The organism is Kitasatospora sp. NPDC094015, from assembly GCF_040304075.1.
GTDB lineage: Bacteria > Actinomycetota > Actinomycetes > Streptomycetales > Streptomycetaceae > Kitasatospora.
Genome location: NZ_JBEOUL010000001.1, coordinates 251,791 through 267,486, shown reverse-complemented (window position 1 = coordinate 267,486; position 15,696 = coordinate 251,791). Strand labels below are relative to the sequence as shown.

Genomic DNA, 15,696 nt, shown 5'->3' with positions numbered 1-15,696 from the left:
CGCTCCCTCGTCAGAGGCCCGGGACCTCGGACTCCGGAGCGTCAGGGGCAGCCGCTCCGCAGCGTCCCGGGTCGGCCTGCGACGGCGGCACCCACCCGTTGCTGCGCGCATGGTGGACGAAAGCGGGCGGAAGCCGCAGGTGGTGCTGCTCGACGTAGTGGGCCAGGTCGCTCGGCCAGTCCCACGTACCGTCGGTCAGCACGGCCGTGCTGCCCAGCGGCGGGCCTCCGGGTTCGAGGTGGCAGCTGGCCAGGGATGTCGTGGCGGCCAGCAGGGTGCCCGCCCTCAGGTAGCCGAGGAGAGCCTTGTCGTCCTCGCCGGGGTCGGCGTACAGGAACGGCAGCATGCTCGGAGCCTGCTGCTCACCGCCGGCCAGTTCCCGGTAGTACCCCAGCTGCCGGGCCCGGTCGCCGCCGGTGAGCAGCGGTGGGGCGGTCTCGGGGAGGCGGCGCACGGTGATGATGGGCAGGGGCGGGCGGACCACCTCCGGTGGCCGGGTGAGGTCCGCCAGTTCGGCGCGGGGCGGTTCGTGCCGGGCAACGGCGGCGACGTACTCGCGGGCCTGGGCGATGCTCATCCCCGGTGCGTGGCGGCGCAGTTCGCGCAGTGCTGCCACGGTGCCCCGATCCTCCAGCCTCGCGCCGACCAGGCGGGCGACCGGGTCCGGTCGCGGCAGGCCGCGCACGTCGTGCCGGTAGAGGTCCTCCCATGCGCCGGTCAGGTACGTCGGGGCCGGGATCAGGTGCAGGCTGCCGTCGGCCGCGTCGACCAGGAACGGGCCGAGGCCCGACAGTCGATGCCTCCGGTGGCGGGTGCGGAGGTACTCGGCCGACTGGCAGAAGACCAGCCATCCCGGTGGATGCTCCTCGGTGCCGGAGACCAGCACCTCCGGTGCCCACCGGTGGGTGTCGAGCGCCAAGGTGCGCTCGTATGCGAGCCAGGCCCGGACCAGGCCGATCGCCGACTCCCGTGGTGTCCTCACAGCGGAGATCATCCCGATCGCTGGGCGGTCCGGCCAGCGAGATTCGTGCGAGGGGGCTCGGCGCCGCAGCGGCTCCGGGGCGCGGAACGGGCCGGGCGCCCCGGGGTTCGCCCCGTACGCCCGGCCCGCGCGCCCGGGTCGTGCGCCCGTGCGTGGCTGCACGGGCCCGCGTGCGCCCGCTCAGTCGAGTGGGGAGATCACCGCCGCCGTGCCGTACGCGCAGATCTCAGTGCCCAGGTCCGCCGCCTCGGTGACGTCGAACCGCATCATCAGCACCGCGTGCGCCCGCTCAGCCGAGCGGGGAGATCACCGCCGCCGTGCCGTACGCGCAGATCTCGGTGCCCAGGTCCGCCGCCTCGGTGACGTCGAACCGCATCATCAGCACCGCGTTGGCGCCCCGGGCCCCGGCCTGCTCGACCAGGCGTTCCATCGCCTGGTTGCGGCTCTCCACCAGGGTCTTGGTGAGGCCCTTCAGCTCGCCGCCGACCAGCGACTTCAGCCCTGCGCCGATCTGCGAGCCGAGGTGGCGGCTGCGCACGGTCAGCCCGAACACCTCCCCGATGATCCGCTCCACCCGGTAGCCCGGCACATCGTTGGTGGTGACCACCAGCACGCTGTCGGACGGGCGCTGCCCGCCGCCGAAGTCGTCAAGGTTGCTCATCCCACCACCCTTGCCGATGAACTCCACGGTGCCCGGCTGACGCGCCGGGGGTCCGCCCGTGCCACGGCGGCCCGCAGCGGTGCGACGAACCCGGCCCGCACCGGTGATCCCGGGCCCCGGGGGCCGTACTGTAGGCGCATGGGCGAGCGAAGCGATCATCCGCAGGGGCCGGGCGCGGCGGAGGAGTCCAACGCACAGGAGATCGAGGCCACCGTGGTCCTCGGCATCCGGATCACCGACTGGCCGGCCCTGCGCGCCGCCGCGCAGGCCGCGGTCGCGGAGCTGGACTTCGCCGGCATCGATCCCGCCAAGCAGCGGGCCGACCTGCTGCGCGAGGTGTCGGAGGACCCGAACGCGGCGCTCGGTGCCCTGCTGCACCCGGACCGGCTGGTCGCGGCCATCCCCGGCATCGAGGCGCTCGGCGGCACGCTGGAGATCAGCGTCACGGACGACTTCGCCCCCGACTTCGCCGAGCTGTTCCCGCTGGACTCCGAGGACGGCGACAGCGGCGACTGGACGCTCACCCCGCGCACCGCCTGCCTGCTGCACACCCAGCTGATCGGCCTCGCGGACGCGGGGTACGACGACCTGGACGAGCACCTGGACGAGCCGGTGACCGACGGGGACGAGGGGGACTGGACGGTCTTCTCCCGTCTGCCGCAGCGCACTTGGGGCCTGCACCGGGCCTGGCGGCGCAGCCTGGCGCGGACCTTCGACGACCTGGCGGACGACCTGGCGCTCGGCGAGTGGCCGCTGCCGCGCAGTCTGGCGGAGGAGCTGGCGCTGCGGATGGCGCTGTCCGACGCGCGGGCGCTGCTCGGGGCGCAGCCGGAGTCGGTCGCGGACATGATGGGCGACCTGCCGGCGGATCTGTACGACTACGACTGGGACGGCTGCGCGGACGAGCTGTTCGGGGTGTTCGGTCCGGACGACGGTGATCCGGAGCTGGATTCGTCGCAGCGCACCGAGCACCTGCTGGGGGCGACCCATCCGGAGGGCTGGTTCCTGACGTACGAGGACGCGGAGGAGCGGGACCCGGGCCGGGGCCACCGGCGCTGAGCCCGTCCGCGGCTGGCATCCTGGTGGGGTGAGTTCACCTTTCGACGCCCCCAGCACCCCCGAAGAGCCGGCCGACCGGGACAGCCTCGAGCAGTTCGTGCTGCCGCTGGTGGTCCGCCTGGAGCGGGCCGACCCGCCGGGCCGGACGGACGCGTTGGAGACCTCGGCGCGGGCGGTGCTGACGCTGCTGGCGGATCCGCGGGTGACCGGGGTCGAGGGCGAGTGGGCGGAGCGGGTCGCGGCCTGGGAGGACGCCCGGATCCGCAAGGTGGTCCGGCGGGCCCGGGGCGGGGAGTGGCGCAAGGCCGGCGAGCTGCCGGGGATCACCGTGACGGGGGCGGGCGGCGCCGAGGTGCGGGTGTTCCCGCCGGTGCCGTTGGACGGCTGGCCGAAGGAGCTGGCGAAGCTGCAGGTCTCCGGTACGGAGTTGGACGACGCCGAGCCGCCGGCGCCGCCCGCGGCCGGGGTGCCGGTGCTCTGGCTGAACCCGGGGCTGGAGATGAGCGCGGGCAAGACGATGGCGCAGACCGGGCACGCCGCCCAGCTCGCCTGGTGGCGGCTGGACGGCGCGCAGCGCAAGGAGTGGGCGGAGTCGGGTTTCGCGCTGGCGGTGCGGACGGCCTCGCCCGAGGCGTGGGCCGGGCTGACGTCGGGCGGGCTGCCGCTGGTCCGCGACGCGGGTTTCACCGAGATCGCTCCCGGTAGCTGCACGGTGGTCGCGGACCACCCGGCGCTGCGGGAGGCCTAGACCGGCCCGCCGGGGTACCCGTGGGCGCCCCGGCGGGCCGGTCGGGCCCGGTCAGGCCGGGCGGGTGCGGACCGCGAGCCGGGCCTCCGCCAGTGCCAGGCCGGTGACCGAGAGCAGCAGGACGCAGGTGCCGGCGGCGGTGGCCGTGGTGAGCTGCTCGCCGAGCAGCAGGACGGCGATGACGGTGGCGCTGACGGGTTCGATCAGGGCCACCACGGAGGCGGTGGTGGCTCGGACCACGGCCGCTCCGGCGAAGTACATCCCGTAGGCGAGCGCGGTGGGCACGGCGGCCAGGTAGGCGAGCAGGCCGAGGGTGCGGCCGAGGGCGGCCGGGTCGGGCCACAGGCCCTCGGCGGCCGCGAACGGAAGCAGGCACACCGCGCACACCGTGAAGGACCACAGGGTGGTGGCGTACGGGCTGTCGCCGCCGCCGTCGCGGCCGAGCCGCCGGGTGTAGAGGGTGATGCAGGCGTAGCCGCCGGCGGACAGCAGGGCCCAGGCGATGCCGGCGGGGCGGACCTGGCCGCTGCCGCCGTCGCCGAGGACGAGGACGGCGAGCCCGGCGAGGGCGCCGGTGACCGCGAGGGTGCCGGCCGCGCCGAGCTGCTCGCCCATGGTGAGGCGGGCGCCGAGGGCGATCAGGACGGGGGCGGCGCCGAGCGTGACGACGGTGGCGACGGCGAGGCCGGTCTGCTGGACGGCAAGGAAGTAGGCGGCCTGGAACAGGGTGAGTCCGAGGCCGTTGACCAGGATCCGGCGCAGCCGGGCGGTGCGGGGCAGCGGCCGGGCGGCGGTGCCACCGGTACGGGCGCTGGTGCTCCGGGTACGGGCGCGGTGTGCGGCGCCGAGCGGTCGGGCGATCAGGAGCAGCAGGACTCCGCCCGCCGAGCGCCAGAAGGTGAGGGCCATCGGGCCGAGTCCGCTGCGGCCGTAGAGCAGGGCGGCGGCTGCGCCGGCGGTGCCCCAGGCGGTCGCGGAGAGCACGAGGTAGAGCAGGGCCCGCCCGACGGGCAGGGCACGGGGGTGCGACATGGGTGTGGTTCTCCCACCGAAGACATGAGGTGTCGGTCGTGTGATCCCGTACGCGGGCAGCACCGACCGGCCCGGGGGTGGTGATCACCCGGGAGTGGTCCTCAGTGGCCTGGCCGCCCGCTCAAGCGGCGGGAGGTGGCAGAACGGTCTGCGGCATGTCCGCCACCCTATCGCGCCGGGCGCCTGCCGGGGCGGCGCGGCCACCTGCGGTGATGGGGGCGCGCCCGGGGGCGTACGGGAGGCCGAGGGGGCGGCCGGCGGCGGGCGTGCCCGGACCGTCATGCGGCATGTCGGCCCGGTGCCGGGCGAGTTCGGGCAGGACCGGCGGGCGAGCCTTGTCAAGCTCTTGTGAAGATCGCTAGTCTCCCAGCTCAGGCGGTCCCGAGGCGACTGAGAGGGGACGGCCGTGTCGGCGGCTTCGGCATTACCCGGACGGCAGGACGAACTCGGCGCGCTCGCACGGGCGGTGGAGCAGTTCGGTGCGGGCCGCGGCGCGGTGCTGGAGATCGTCGGCGATCCCGGCATCGGCAAGACCGCGCTGCTGAACCGGCTCGCCGCGCTGGCGGCCGATCGCGGCGCCGCCGTGCTGCGGGCCCGGGCCCGGCCCGAGGACGCGAAGCCGTACCAGCTGTTCCGCGACGCCTGGGACAGCGCCGAACCGCCCTGCCCCGGCGGGCCGTCCTGGGACACCGCCGCCGAACGCGACCTGGTGCGGGCGCTGCGCACGCTGCCCGAGCGGTACGGGCCCGGCGGACCGGAGGACGGCGGTGCGAGGGGTGGCGGTGCGAGGGGCGATGGTACGGACGGGGGCGGGCCCGGCGCGGTCCTGATCCTGGACGACCTCCACCACGGCGACCCCGCCTCGATCCGACTGGCCGAACGGCTGGTCGGCGGCCGGCCGCCGTACCTGCTGGCGCTCGCGCACCGGCCCCGGCAGACCCCGCCCGCGCTGCTCGCCGCGCTCGACGAGGCCCAGCAGGCGGGCACCCTGCACCGGATCGAGCCGGCGCCGCTGGACGCCGCCGCGGTCGCCGCCGTGCTCGCCGGGGCCGCCGCCGACGGGCGCGCGGTCCGCGGTGCCGAGCAGGCCGAACGGCTGCGCGCCGCCGCCGGGGGCAACCCGCGGATCCTGCGCGTCCTGCTGGCCGCCGGGGCCGATCCGCAGCTGTGGCCCGAACGCGCGGCCGGGGCCGCGGGGCCGCTGCTGCGGGCCGCCGCACCGCTGATCGCCGAGTTCGACGCGCTCTCGGTGGCGGCGACGGAGGTGTTGGCGGCGGCCGCCGTCCTCGGCGAAACGTTTCTCCTGGGGGAGCTCGCCCAGGTGGCCGGGCACCATCCGGACCACACCGCCGAGGCGGTCGCCGAACTCACCCGCGCGGACCTGTTCAGGCCCGGCGGCCCGGCGGGCGACCTGACCTTCCGCCACCCCGTCCTCGGCCACCTGGTGCACCACCGGATCGCCCCCGGCCTGCGGCTGCGCGCCCACCGCCGGGCCCTCGCCCTGCTGGAGGCCCGGCACGCCGGCGCCGCCGCCCGGGCCCGGCACGCCGAGCACGCCCTGCTCGGCGGCGACCGGCCCGACCTGGTCGCCGTGCTCGCCGAAGGCGCCGCCGAGGTCTACGCCTCGGCCCCTGCCGCCGCCGCCCGCTGGCTCGGCGCCGCACTGGCGGCCCTGCCGGCCACCGGGCCCGGCGCCGAGCACCGGGTGGCGCTGGGCCTGGACCGCTGCCGGGCGCTCACCGCCGCCGGCCGCCTGGAGGAGGCCCGAACCCTCGCGCACGACCTCCTGCGCACCCCCGGCGGTCTGCCCGAACAGCGCCGCACCGCGGCCCTCGCCGCCTGCGTCGAGGTGGAGCGCCTGCTCGGACGCTACGCCGAGGCCGACGCGATGGCCCGGACCGTCATCGACACCCTGCCCCGGCCGCTGCCGGCCCCGCTGGCCCCCGAAACCGTCCAACTGGTCTTCGACCACGGCCTGGTGCACGCCCTGCGCGGCACCGCGGCCGAGGTCCGCACCCTCGCCCACGAGGCCGCAGCCGCAGCCGGGGCCGCAGAGGTCACGGCGGCCACGGCCGCCGCCGGTTCCGGTCCCGACGACCGGACGGCGCTGCGCGTGCTGGCCGCCTTCTGCGACAGCTACGCCGGCGACCTCACCCGGGTCGGGCCCGAAGTGGCCCGGTGCGGACGGCTGGTCGACGCCCGGCCCGACACGGTGGCGGGCCGGGCCCCCGAGGTGCTGGCCCTGCTCGGCTGCGCGGAGCTCTACCTGGAGCGCTTCGCCGACGCCCACCGCCACCTCAGCCGCGGCCTCGCCGTCGCGGGCGGCGGCGCGCACAAGCACGTCGCGGTCAACCACCTCATCGGCCTGTCCACCCTGGAGAACTGGGCCGGCCGGCTCGACCTGGCGCAACGGCACGCCCGGGAGGCCGAGCGGCTCGGTACCGAGCTCGGCGCGCCCGACGCCGTCGGGATGGCGATGGCGATGCGCGCCTCGGCGCTGCTCTGGACGCTGCCCGCGCGCCGCACCCCGGAGGCCGTCGCACTGGCCGAACGGGGCCTGCGGCACACCGTGCCCGGCACCGGCTGGTGGGGCGGCTCCGCGCTCGGGCTGCTGGCGCTGGCCCGGCTGGTCGGCGGCGACCCGCAGGACTGCCTGCGGACCCTCCTGGAGGGCGGCGGCGAGGACCTCGAACCGCTCCAACCGGCCTCCCGCCCTTCGCTGTTCGCCCTGATGACCACGGCGGCGGTGCACAGCGGTGACCTCGACCTCGCCCGGCGCAGCGCCCGCGCCGCCGACGCCGCCGCCGGCGGGCTCGGCCGGCCGTCGTTCCAGCAGGCCCAGGCCGACCGCGCGGGTTCCGCGCTCGCCGCGGCCGAGGGTGACCACGGGCGCTCGGCGGAGCTGGCGGCGAAGGCGGCGGAGGCGTTCCGCGCGCTGCGGATGCCGGTCCTGCACGCCTGGACGGTGCTGGCCGTCACCGTGGCGGTGGCCCGGGCGCACGGCCCGGCGGCGGCGATCGGGCCGCTCGACGAGGCGATCGAGGGGGCGCGGCGGTGCGGGGCGCTGCGGCTGTGCGAGGACGGGGCCCGGATGCGCGCCGCGCTGGTCGCGGCCGGGCCGCCCGGCTCGTCCGACCCGAGCCCGGTGGCAGGGCTGAGCGCCCGCGAACGCGAGGTGGCCGAACTCGCGGCGGCCGGGCTCCCCACCCGGGTGATCGCCGAGCGGCTGGTCCTCAGCCCCCGGACGGTCGACACCCACCTCGGCAGCGCCTACCGCAAGCTCGGCGTCGGCTCGCGGCTCGCCCTGGCCCGCCTTCTGCACCGCCCGCCCGGCGCGGACTGACCCCCCCTGGACCGATGAGTGGTGTGCATCGTGAAGCGGCAGGTCGCGGGCCTGGTGCGATTCCGCGCCCGGATGCTCCTGCTGGTCGCGCGCGGCAGTCCGTCCGCCGACGTGTGACGGGCACCGACGGCACCGGGCTGCCGCCCGCCGCCGAGGGGCGTCTCTCCAGGGCGCCGTCGGGTACGTGAACGGCCGGGATCCCCTGGCGCCACCTCGGTTCGGCTCCGGCAACGGCTGCCGCCATGGTAGGTTATAGGTCGACCACTAACGTAGGAGTGAAGATGGCAGTCAAGGAAGACAGCGCGAACCGCCTCACCGCTGCGCAGCGCGCCGTGGCCGAGCACCTGCGCCTGACCGCCGCGGGACGCACCGACGAGTGGGTGAAGCTGTTCTCCCCGGACGCGGTGCTCGAGTTCCCGTACGCGCCGGCCGGTGTGCCGCGTCGGGTGGCCGGCCACGACGCCCTGGTCGCGCACATGAGCAACTTCCCCGAGACCTTCGACGTGGAGTTCGTCGGCCTGGTGTTCCACGACACCGTCGATCCGAGTCTCGCGATCGCCGAGTTCCGCTCGAAGGGCACCGCACTGCCGACCGGCAAGCCGTACGAGCAGGAGTGCATCTCGGTCGTGCGCACCGATGAAGACGGGCTCATCACCCATTACCTGGACTACTGGAACCCGCTGGTGGCGATCGAGGCGCTCACGCCCGACGACGCACCGTCCGAGCCCGACCGCGGCGTCACTTTTGGCAGCTGACCGCGGCCGTGTTTGACTGACGCCCATGCCTGCTCCCGGTACCAGGACGAAGAGCGACGAACGACGTCGTGCCATCACGGCCGCCGCGATCGACTGCTTCGCGCAGAAGGGTTTCTACGGCACGACGACGCACGAGTTGGCCGCGAGCGCCGGCGTCTCCCAGCCGTATCTCTACCGCCTGTACCCGAACAAGGAAGCACTGTTCGCCGCGGCGGTCGACCACGTGTCCGTGGTGATGACCGAAACCCTGCTCGCACACTCGCCGGCGGCAGGCGGAGCCGAACCGGCACCCGCGGCGGCCTTGGCAGCGGCGCGTGACGGCTACGCCGCGCTCGTCGCTGACCGCACCATCCTGCGTTTCCTCATGCACGCCAACTGTGCCGTCGGCGAGCCGCTGGTAGCAGAGGCCGTGCGGCGGTGCTACGCCAAACAGGTTGACACCGTTCGGCAACTGCTGGGCGACGACGAGGCCGTGCGGCGCTGGTTCGGTGCCGGAATGCTCGACAACGTGGTCGCCGTGCTGGGTCTGGCCGACATCGATGAGCCGTGGGCGCACGTCCTCGCCGCTCGATGACCCGGCACCGGCAGTTCGGCCACGACAGCCCCGAGCGTTCCTCGTAGGCCGGCTCGGCCGGTGGGACTCGGCTTCTTCGCCCAGCCGCGGGCAGGCTTCTTCCGGGCCTGCCTGCGACTGGGCGGGCGTCGGGGCGAGGGCCCGCGGAGGTCTCCGCCGCGGCCCGGTCCTGCTCGGCCACCCGGTTCAGGGCCCGCCCGGCGATGACGAGCTCCTCCCGCTCTGCCTGGACCTCCTGCGGCTGCTCGGCCAACTCCTCGGCAAGCGCGTCCAGTTCACTCCGGAGAGCCGTGATCCGCTCCAGCGCTCGCACCGCCTTCCCTGCGCCTTCACTGCGGTCGGCGCGGCGGAACCCAAGGACGATCCCGACCGGCATGTCGGACGATCTTCACCGTGGACACCCGCCGACGGCCGGCGTGAGCGTCCCGCCAGCCCCTCGCACCACACGCGCGACCTGCAACTTCACGATGCACACCGCTCGATGAGGTGGAGGACGGTCAGGTCGGCAGGTGGACGCCGGAGTTCGGTAGTCCGGTTGCGTAGGTCTACGGATGTCCGGGAGTGCGGGGCCGGGCGAGACTCGTCCGCGGCGGGGCGGCCCCAGGGCCGCGACCGCGCACCCCCGCACCCTCGCACCTCTACCGTGGAGTCACCCATGCAGCTCAGGAAGGCCTTCGGCGCCGTCGCCCTCGGGGTCACCGTACTCACCGCCGTCCCGGCGATCGCCCTGCCGCAGGCGGCCTTCGCCAGCGACTGCTACACCTCCTGCGACCCGTGGGACGTGAACGACCCGATCGAGATCATCGGTCACCCGGTGCCGGACGGCCCCGGGCCCGGCTACGGCGGCTTCTTCGGCGGCGGCGGCACCGGCGTCGGGTCCTCCACGGCCGTCCTCTACAGCAAGGGCCAGACCTGGGAGGAGCAGGAGTACTGCCGCCGCAACGGGAACACCATCCCCGAGAAGCTGACCACGACGGTGCAGTACAACACCTCGTTCAAGATCACGGCCAGCATCTCCTCCGAGGCGCTCACGGCCCTGAAGGCCTCGCTCGGCGCCGAGGTCAACACCTCGGAGACCCGGACCCACACCGTGGACGCCACCCTCAACCCGGGACAGAGCCTCGGGGTGTTCGTCGAGATCCAGACCAACGTGTACCAGATCACCACGTACGACGGGCTCGGCCAGCAGCACGTCGACTACGTCAACGTGACCGCGCCGACCGGTGCGGTCACCGACCACGCGTGCTGACGAGCTCCGCACAGTCCGGGGCGGCACGACGGGTGCGGCCCGTCGTGCCGCCCCCGGGCGCCGAGGCCGTGCCCGCCGGGGCGCGTGAGCAGGCGCTTGCCGCGTTGGCCGAGCTGAGGGCCGCCGCCGGGTACCTCGGTGACCCGGACCTGTTCCACCGCCCGCGGGCGCGGGCCCGGCTGCACCACGCGCTGGTCGCCGCCACCGACCCGGCCCGGCTGGCCGAACAGCTCGCCTCGGCCGCCGAACAGCGCGTCGCGGCAGGCCTGTTGGCGGTCGGCTCGGTCCGCGCGGAGCTGCTGGAGCGGCCCGGCCGCCGTCCGTGCTTCACCCCGGACGCGCTCGCCGAGCTGCACCGGCTGCTGGTGGCGGCCGACCCGGACATCCCCGGGCCGGGCGGGTTCCGGCGCACCACCGCCCGGGTCACCTGGCCGGACGGGAGCCGGTTCGTGATCGCGGTGGCCCCCGGCCGGGCGCTGCACGGCCAGCTGGAACGCTGGTACCGGTGGGCGGTCGCCGGTGGCTCCCCGGCGCTGGACGCAGCCGCGTTCGGGATGCTGCGACTGTTCACCGTCCACCCGTTCCCCGACGGCAACGGCCGGATCGCCCGGCTGCTCGCCCAGTGCGACCTGGTGGGCAGCGGCCTGCTGCCCGGCCTGCTGCTCGACCTGGACGGCTGGGCGCAGGCCCACCACGCGGCGCAGGACGAGGCGATCGTCGCGGCGGCGGACGGTGACTGGGCCCGCTGGGGTGAGCTGTTCGCCCGCGCCGTGACGGAGACCGCCCGGTACCGGACCGCGACCATCGCCACCTACCGGCACCTCCTCGGCGCGGCCGAGGAGCAGATGGCCGGCGACCCGGCGGCCCTCGCCGTACTCGGCCAACTGCGGTACGCCCCCGCGCTGTCGGCCGACTGGCTGCGCACCCGGATCCCGTACGACCCCGCGCCCGCCCTGGCCGCACTGCGGGCCGCCCGGATCCTCACCCCGCACCCCCGCCTCCCGGCCGCCCTGGTCCACCCGGGCCTGCTTGCGGTCCTGGACACCCCGTACCCGGCGGACCCGGCCGAAGGGCCATCCCGGCGCAGGTGATCGGACGCGCCGGGCATCCTGCGGCTCCTGGGGCTTGGTCCATCGCCGCCAGCCGCAGTCGGCCGGCGCGTGGTTTCGCGTGACCAGGTCCGGACGGACTAGATTGATTGAATGATAGGAGCTGGGTATCATTGATTCATGCTGTACAAGATGCCCCGCCTCGAGTCCGTCGATCATCAGGTCCTGGAGCAGATCAACTCCATGCGTGACCGGCTGCGGCACGCGGTTCAGCAGGCCCCGATGAAGTGGACGCTCGACCTGCGCAAGGCCCTCACCGCCAGTGCCATCGCGGCCTCGAACACCATCGAGGGCTACCGGGTCGACGCGAGGGACGTCGCCGACCTGATGGATGGCGAGCGCGAGGTCGACGCCAGCGACGAGAACAAGGCGGAGACCCTGGCCTATCAGCAGGCCATGACCTACATCCAGTCCCTCCACGACGTGGCTGACTTCCGGTACAGCAAAGAATTGCTCAACGCCCTGCACTGGATGCTCCAGAGCCACCACCACCCACTCAAGACCGCCGGGCAGTGGCGCAGGACAGCCGTCCGGATCACGGCCCCCGGCGACGAGCTCGCCACGGACTACGAGGGGCCGGATCATGAGCTGCTGCCCGGTCTGATGAGCGAGCTCGTCGACTGGCTCAACGAAGGCGACCTCGAGAGCCACGTCCTCGTGCGGGCCGCCATGGCGCACCTCAACCTGGTGAAGATCCACCCCTGGTCGGACGGCAACGGCCGGATGTCCCGTTCCCTGCAGACCCTCCTGATCGCCCGGGGCGGAGTCCTCGCCCCCGAGTTCTCCTCGATCGAGGAGTGGCTGGGGATGCCCGGCAACACCTGGGAGTACTACAAGGTGCTGCGCGAGGTCGGCGGTCCCATCTGGTCCCCCCAACGGGACACCCTGCCCTGGATCAAGTTCAATCTCCTCGCCTACCACCAGCAGACGCAACGGGTCCAGCGCCGCGTCGACCGGTCCAACGACTGCTGGACACAGCTCATCGAAGAGGCTGATCGGTACGGGATCACCGAGCGGCAGACGACCGCCCTGCACGAAGTGGCAATGGTGGGGCGGGTGCGCCGCTCGCGCTACGAGAAGGCGGAAGCGATCAACACCCAACAGGCGACGAGGGACCTGCAGGCCCTGACCAAGGCGGAACTGCTGACAGCGGTGGGGCAGACGAAGGGCCGCCACTACATCGCCGGGCCCCGATTCCCGCAGAAAGTCCTGGAAATCGCCCAACAGCACCACACCATCGTCAACCCGTACGCCGCCACTTAGCGGGCGAGTTCGCGCCGCCCGGATCCTCGGCGTGGACCTGGTCGACGAGCGGGTGGCGCTCTCCCTCGATGCGTGGGAGCGCGCGAAGTCGACCCTCGGCGGTCAGGCCGGGTAGGCGTGGGTCTGGGCGGCCTTGACGGTGGCCCAGACCGTGGCGCCCGGGGCGAGGTCGAGGTCGGCGACGGCGGCCGGGGTGAGGTCGGCGGCGAGCGGGAGCGGGCCGGTGAGGTCGACCCGGACCTGGTCGCCGTGCAGGTCGAGGCCGGCGACGGTGAGCCGGAGGACGTTGCGGGCGCTGGACGCGGGCTCGGTGCGGTGCAGGGTGACGGCCGATGGCGGGAAGGCCACGAAGGCGTCCCCGGTGAGGTCCTCGGTGGTGGCCAGCACCGGGCCGCCGTCCGGCAGTTCGACCTGGTGGCCGCGGGCGGTGCCGCGGTAGAGGTTCAGGCCGACCAGCCGGGCGATGTAGTCGGTGCGCGGGCGCCGCGAGATCTCGGCCGGGGTGCCGGCCTGGACCTGGTGGCCGTCCTCGATCACCACCAGCCGGTCCGCGAGCACCATGGCGTCCAGCGGGTCGTGCGTGACCAGCACCGCGACCGCCTCGAACTCGGCCAGGTGCCGCCGTAGTTGGGCGCGGACGTCCAGCCGGGTCCGGGCGTCCAGCGCGGCGAGCGGCTCGTCGAGCAGCAGCAGCCGGGGGCGGACGGCGAGCGCGCGGGCCAGGGCGACCCGCTGGGCCTGCCCGCCGGAGAGTTTGCCGGGCTTGGCCGCGAGGTGGTCGGTCAGGCCCATCCGCTCCAGCCAGGGCTGTGCCTCGGCGCGTGCGGCGGCCTTGCGCCGGCCGTGGCAGCGCAGCCCGAAGGCGACGTTGTCCAGGGCGCTGAGGTGCGGGAAGAGCAGGTAGTCCTGGAAGACCACGCCGACCGGCCGTTCCTCGGCGGGGGTGTGCAGGCCGGCGGCCGGGTCCTCCAGGGTGGCGCCGTCCAGCCGCAGGTGGCCGGCCGTCAGCGGGAGCAGTCCGGCCAGTGCGCGCAGCGCGGTGGACTTGCCGGCGCCGTTCGGCCCGAGCAGGGCGAGCACCTCGCCGGGGGCGGCGCTCAGGGCGAGGTCGAGGCGGAACCCGGTGCGGTCCACCCGCAGGTGGGCGTCGAGGGCGGGGGTGGTCATCGGGCCGGCTCCTGGCGGGACGGGGGCCGGTGGCCCGGCGGACGGGGCGCCGCCCCGCGGGAGGGGCGGCGGAGGGCGGGCGGTCGCGTCACGTGGTGGACAGCCAGCGTTCGCGCAGCCCGGCGAGCACGGCGACCGAGACCGCGAGCAGCACCAGGCTGAGCGCGATCGCCGCCTCCGGGTCGCGCTCCATGGCGAGGTACACGGCGAGCGGCATGGTCTGGGTACGGCCGGGGAAGTTGCCGGCGAAGGTGATGGTGGCGCCGAACTCGCCGAGCGCGCGGGCCCAGGCGAGCACCGCACCGGCCCCGATGCCCGGGGCGATCAGCGGCAGCGTGACCCGGCGGAAGGCGGTCAGCCGGGACGCCCCGAGGGTGGCGGCGGCCTCCTCGTACCGGGGGTCGGCGGCGCGCAGTGCGCCCTCCACGCTGATCACCAGGAACGGCATCGCCACGAAGGCCTCGGCGATCACCACGCCGGTGGTGGTGAACGGCAGGGTGAGGCCGAAGGCGGAGTCCAGCCACCGCCCGACGATGCCGTTGCGGCCGAGCACCAGCAGCAGGGCCACACCGCCGACCACCGGCGGCAGCACCAGTGGCAGGGTGACCAGGGCGCGCACCACCCGCCGGCCGGGGATCTCGGTGCGGGCCAGCAGCCAGGCCAGCGGCACCCCGAGCACCATCGAGACCGCGGTGGCGGAGGTGGCGCAGATCAGCGAGAGCCGCAGCGCCTGCCACACCTCGGGGCTGGACAGCTGCTCGGGCAGCGAGCTCCACGGGGCCCGCACCAGGAGGCCGACCAGGGGCAGCACCAGGAAGGCCAGGCCGATCAGCGCGGGCACCAGCAGCGGGTACGGGATGCGCCGGGCGCGCCGGCGGCGGGGGGCCGCCGGCGCGCCGGTGGTGCGCGGTGCGGGTGCGGTCACGGGGCCTGGAAGCCCGCCGCGGTCAGCAGCTGCTTGGCCTCGTCCGACTGGATGTAGGCGACGAAGGCCGCCGCGCCGGTGGCGTTCGGCGCCTTGGTCAGCGCGGCGATCGGGTAGTCGTTGACGGCCTTGTCGGCCTCGGGGAAGTCCACGCCGTCGATCTTCGCAGCATCGGCCTTCACATCGGTCTTGTACACCAGCGAGGCGTCCACCTCGCCGAGCTCGACCTTGGTGAGGGCGCCCTTGACGTCCTGCTCCAGGGTGACCGGGGTCAGCGCGACGGCGCCGGCCGCGAGTGCGGTGACGGCGGCCGAGCCGCAGGGCACCTCCTTGGCGCACAGGGCGACCTTCACGCCGCTGAGGTCCTTGAGGCCGGTGATGTGCTTGGGGTTGCCCTTGGGCACCGCGATGGCGAGGGTGTTGCGGACGAAGACCTTGGAGCTGTCGGCGCCCTTGGCGTCGGTGACGGTCTTCATGGTGGCCGGGCTGGCGGCGGCGAAGACGTCGGCGGGCGCGCCGGAGTTGATGCTCTGGGCCAGTGCGGAGCTGCCGCCGAAGTTGAAGGTCACCTTGGCGCCGGGGTTGGCGGCCTCGAACTTCTTGCCGAGTTCGGTGAAGGTCTCCTTGAGCGAGGCGGCGGCGAACACCGTGACGGCGCCGGTGGCCTTGGGGGCCGCGGCGGAGGAGCCGGCGGCCGACGGCGCGGAGGAGGCGGCCGGGGTGGCGGCGTCGCTGCCGCAGGCGGTGAGCCCGGCGGCCAGGGCCAGCACGGAGGCGGCGGCGAGTGCGGTGCGACGTCTGATGGAGCTCATCGGATTTCCCCTTCTGC

At 74.7% G+C, this 15,696-nt stretch carries 14 protein-coding genes and 1 pseudogene; 8 read left to right on the top strand and 7 right to left on the bottom strand.

Annotated elements, in window-relative coordinates:
- Nucleotides 1–10: 10 nt before the first annotated feature.
- From ABT014_RS01180 to ABT014_RS01170, 3 genes and pseudogenes are all read right to left on the bottom strand, one after another.
- On the bottom strand, nucleotides 11–982 hold the full coding sequence (locus ABT014_RS01180) for a YrhB domain-containing protein (RefSeq protein ID WP_350635480.1): 972 nt from the start codon (nucleotides 980–982) through the stop codon (nucleotides 11–13).
- 180 nt (nucleotides 983–1,162) lie between these two features.
- Nucleotides 1,163–1,276: pseudogene (locus tag ABT014_RS01175) on the bottom strand (heavy metal-binding domain-containing protein); the annotation flags it as partial.
- Nucleotides 1,272–1,643, bottom strand: a complete 372-nt coding sequence (locus ABT014_RS01170) for a YbjQ family protein (RefSeq protein ID WP_350635478.1) — start codon at nucleotides 1,641–1,643, stop codon at nucleotides 1,272–1,274. The gene ABT014_RS01170 and the pseudogene ABT014_RS01175, both read right to left, overlap by 5 nt.
- Before the next feature lie 138 nt (nucleotides 1,644–1,781).
- Here ABT014_RS01170 and ABT014_RS01165 point away from each other — a divergent pair, with 138 nt between their 5' ends.
- Nucleotides 1,782–2,702 (top strand): hypothetical protein, encoded by a 921-nt coding sequence (locus ABT014_RS01165; protein ID WP_350635476.1) that lies wholly within the window; start codon nucleotides 1,782–1,784, stop codon nucleotides 2,700–2,702.
- 28 nt (nucleotides 2,703–2,730) lie between these two features.
- Nucleotides 2,731–3,450: an aminoacyl-tRNA hydrolase gene (locus tag ABT014_RS01160; protein ID WP_350635474.1), complete on the top strand. Its 720-nt coding sequence runs from the start codon at nucleotides 2,731–2,733 to the stop codon at nucleotides 3,448–3,450.
- Nucleotides 3,451–3,501: 51 nt separating this feature from the next.
- Here the strand turns inward: ABT014_RS01160 and ABT014_RS01155 are convergent, their stop codons facing one another.
- On the bottom strand, nucleotides 3,502–4,482 hold the full coding sequence (locus ABT014_RS01155) for a DMT family transporter (protein WP_350635472.1): 981 nt from the start codon (nucleotides 4,480–4,482) through the stop codon (nucleotides 3,502–3,504).
- Between the two features lie 406 nt (nucleotides 4,483–4,888).
- Between ABT014_RS01155 and ABT014_RS01150 the strand changes: the two genes are divergently transcribed.
- From ABT014_RS01150 to ABT014_RS01125, 6 genes are all read left to right on the top strand, one after another.
- Entirely contained in the window at nucleotides 4,889–7,825 is a 2,937-nt protein-coding gene (locus ABT014_RS01150) for a LuxR C-terminal-related transcriptional regulator (RefSeq protein WP_350635471.1), read from the top strand.
- Nucleotides 7,826–8,106: 281 nt separating this feature from the next.
- A complete protein-coding gene (locus tag ABT014_RS01145) occupies nucleotides 8,107–8,580 on the top strand; it encodes a nuclear transport factor 2 family protein (RefSeq protein ID WP_350635469.1) in 474 nt (157 codons plus the stop codon).
- A gap of 25 nt (nucleotides 8,581–8,605) precedes the next feature.
- On the top strand, nucleotides 8,606–9,154 hold the full coding sequence (locus tag ABT014_RS01140) for a TetR/AcrR family transcriptional regulator (RefSeq protein WP_350635468.1): 549 nt from the start codon (nucleotides 8,606–8,608) through the stop codon (nucleotides 9,152–9,154).
- A gap of 655 nt (nucleotides 9,155–9,809) precedes the next feature.
- On the top strand, nucleotides 9,810–10,403 hold the full coding sequence (locus ABT014_RS01135; protein WP_350635466.1) for a DUF6426 family protein: 594 nt from the start codon (nucleotides 9,810–9,812) through the stop codon (nucleotides 10,401–10,403).
- A gap of 104 nt (nucleotides 10,404–10,507) precedes the next feature.
- Nucleotides 10,508–11,494 (top strand): Fic family protein, encoded by a 987-nt coding sequence (locus ABT014_RS01130; RefSeq protein WP_350635464.1) that lies wholly within the window; start codon nucleotides 10,508–10,510, stop codon nucleotides 11,492–11,494.
- A 138-nt stretch (nucleotides 11,495–11,632) separates the two neighbouring features.
- Nucleotides 11,633–12,775 (top strand): Fic family protein, encoded by a 1,143-nt coding sequence (locus tag ABT014_RS01125; RefSeq protein ID WP_350635462.1) that lies wholly within the window; start codon nucleotides 11,633–11,635, stop codon nucleotides 12,773–12,775.
- Between the two features lie 102 nt (nucleotides 12,776–12,877).
- On the opposite strand, the gene ABT014_RS01120 is transcribed toward ABT014_RS01125, so the two are convergent.
- From ABT014_RS01120 to modA, 3 genes are all read right to left on the bottom strand, one after another.
- Nucleotides 12,878–13,942: an ABC transporter ATP-binding protein gene (locus ABT014_RS01120; protein WP_350635460.1), complete on the bottom strand. Its 1,065-nt coding sequence runs from the start codon at nucleotides 13,940–13,942 to the stop codon at nucleotides 12,878–12,880.
- Between the two features lie 88 nt (nucleotides 13,943–14,030).
- Nucleotides 14,031–14,867: an ABC transporter permease gene (locus ABT014_RS01115; RefSeq protein WP_502894802.1), complete on the bottom strand. Its 837-nt coding sequence runs from the start codon at nucleotides 14,865–14,867 to the stop codon at nucleotides 14,031–14,033.
- Complete coding sequence (modA, locus tag ABT014_RS01110) at nucleotides 14,864–15,679, bottom strand: molybdate ABC transporter substrate-binding protein (protein ID WP_350635458.1); 816 nt, start codon at nucleotides 15,677–15,679, stop codon at nucleotides 14,864–14,866. Before modA ends, ABT014_RS01115 begins: the two co-directional genes overlap by 4 nt.
- Nucleotides 15,680–15,696 lie beyond the last annotated feature (17 nt).

Coding starts and splice junctions, on each gene's coding strand:
- ABT014_RS01140 (WP_350635468.1), top strand. CDS start 8,606: ATGCCTGCTCCCGGTACCAGGACGAAGAGCGACGAACGACGTCGTGCC.
- ABT014_RS01165 (WP_350635476.1), top strand. CDS start 1,782: ATGGGCGAGCGAAGCGATCATCCGCAGGGGCCGGGCGCGGCGGAGGAG.
- ABT014_RS01125 (WP_350635462.1), top strand. CDS start 11,633: ATGCTGTACAAGATGCCCCGCCTCGAGTCCGTCGATCATCAGGTCCTG.
- ABT014_RS01170 (WP_350635478.1), bottom strand. CDS start 1,643: ATGAGCAACCTTGACGACTTCGGCGGCGGGCAGCGCCCGTCCGACAGC.
- ABT014_RS01120 (WP_350635460.1), bottom strand. CDS start 13,942: ATGACCACCCCCGCCCTCGACGCCCACCTGCGGGTGGACCGCACCGGG.
- modA (WP_350635458.1), bottom strand. CDS start 15,679: ATGAGCTCCATCAGACGTCGCACCGCACTCGCCGCCGCCTCCGTGCTG.
- ABT014_RS01145 (WP_350635469.1), top strand. CDS start 8,107: ATGGCAGTCAAGGAAGACAGCGCGAACCGCCTCACCGCTGCGCAGCGC.
- ABT014_RS01135 (WP_350635466.1), top strand. CDS start 9,810: ATGCAGCTCAGGAAGGCCTTCGGCGCCGTCGCCCTCGGGGTCACCGTA.
- ABT014_RS01155 (WP_350635472.1), bottom strand. CDS start 4,482: ATGTCGCACCCCCGTGCCCTGCCCGTCGGGCGGGCCCTGCTCTACCTC.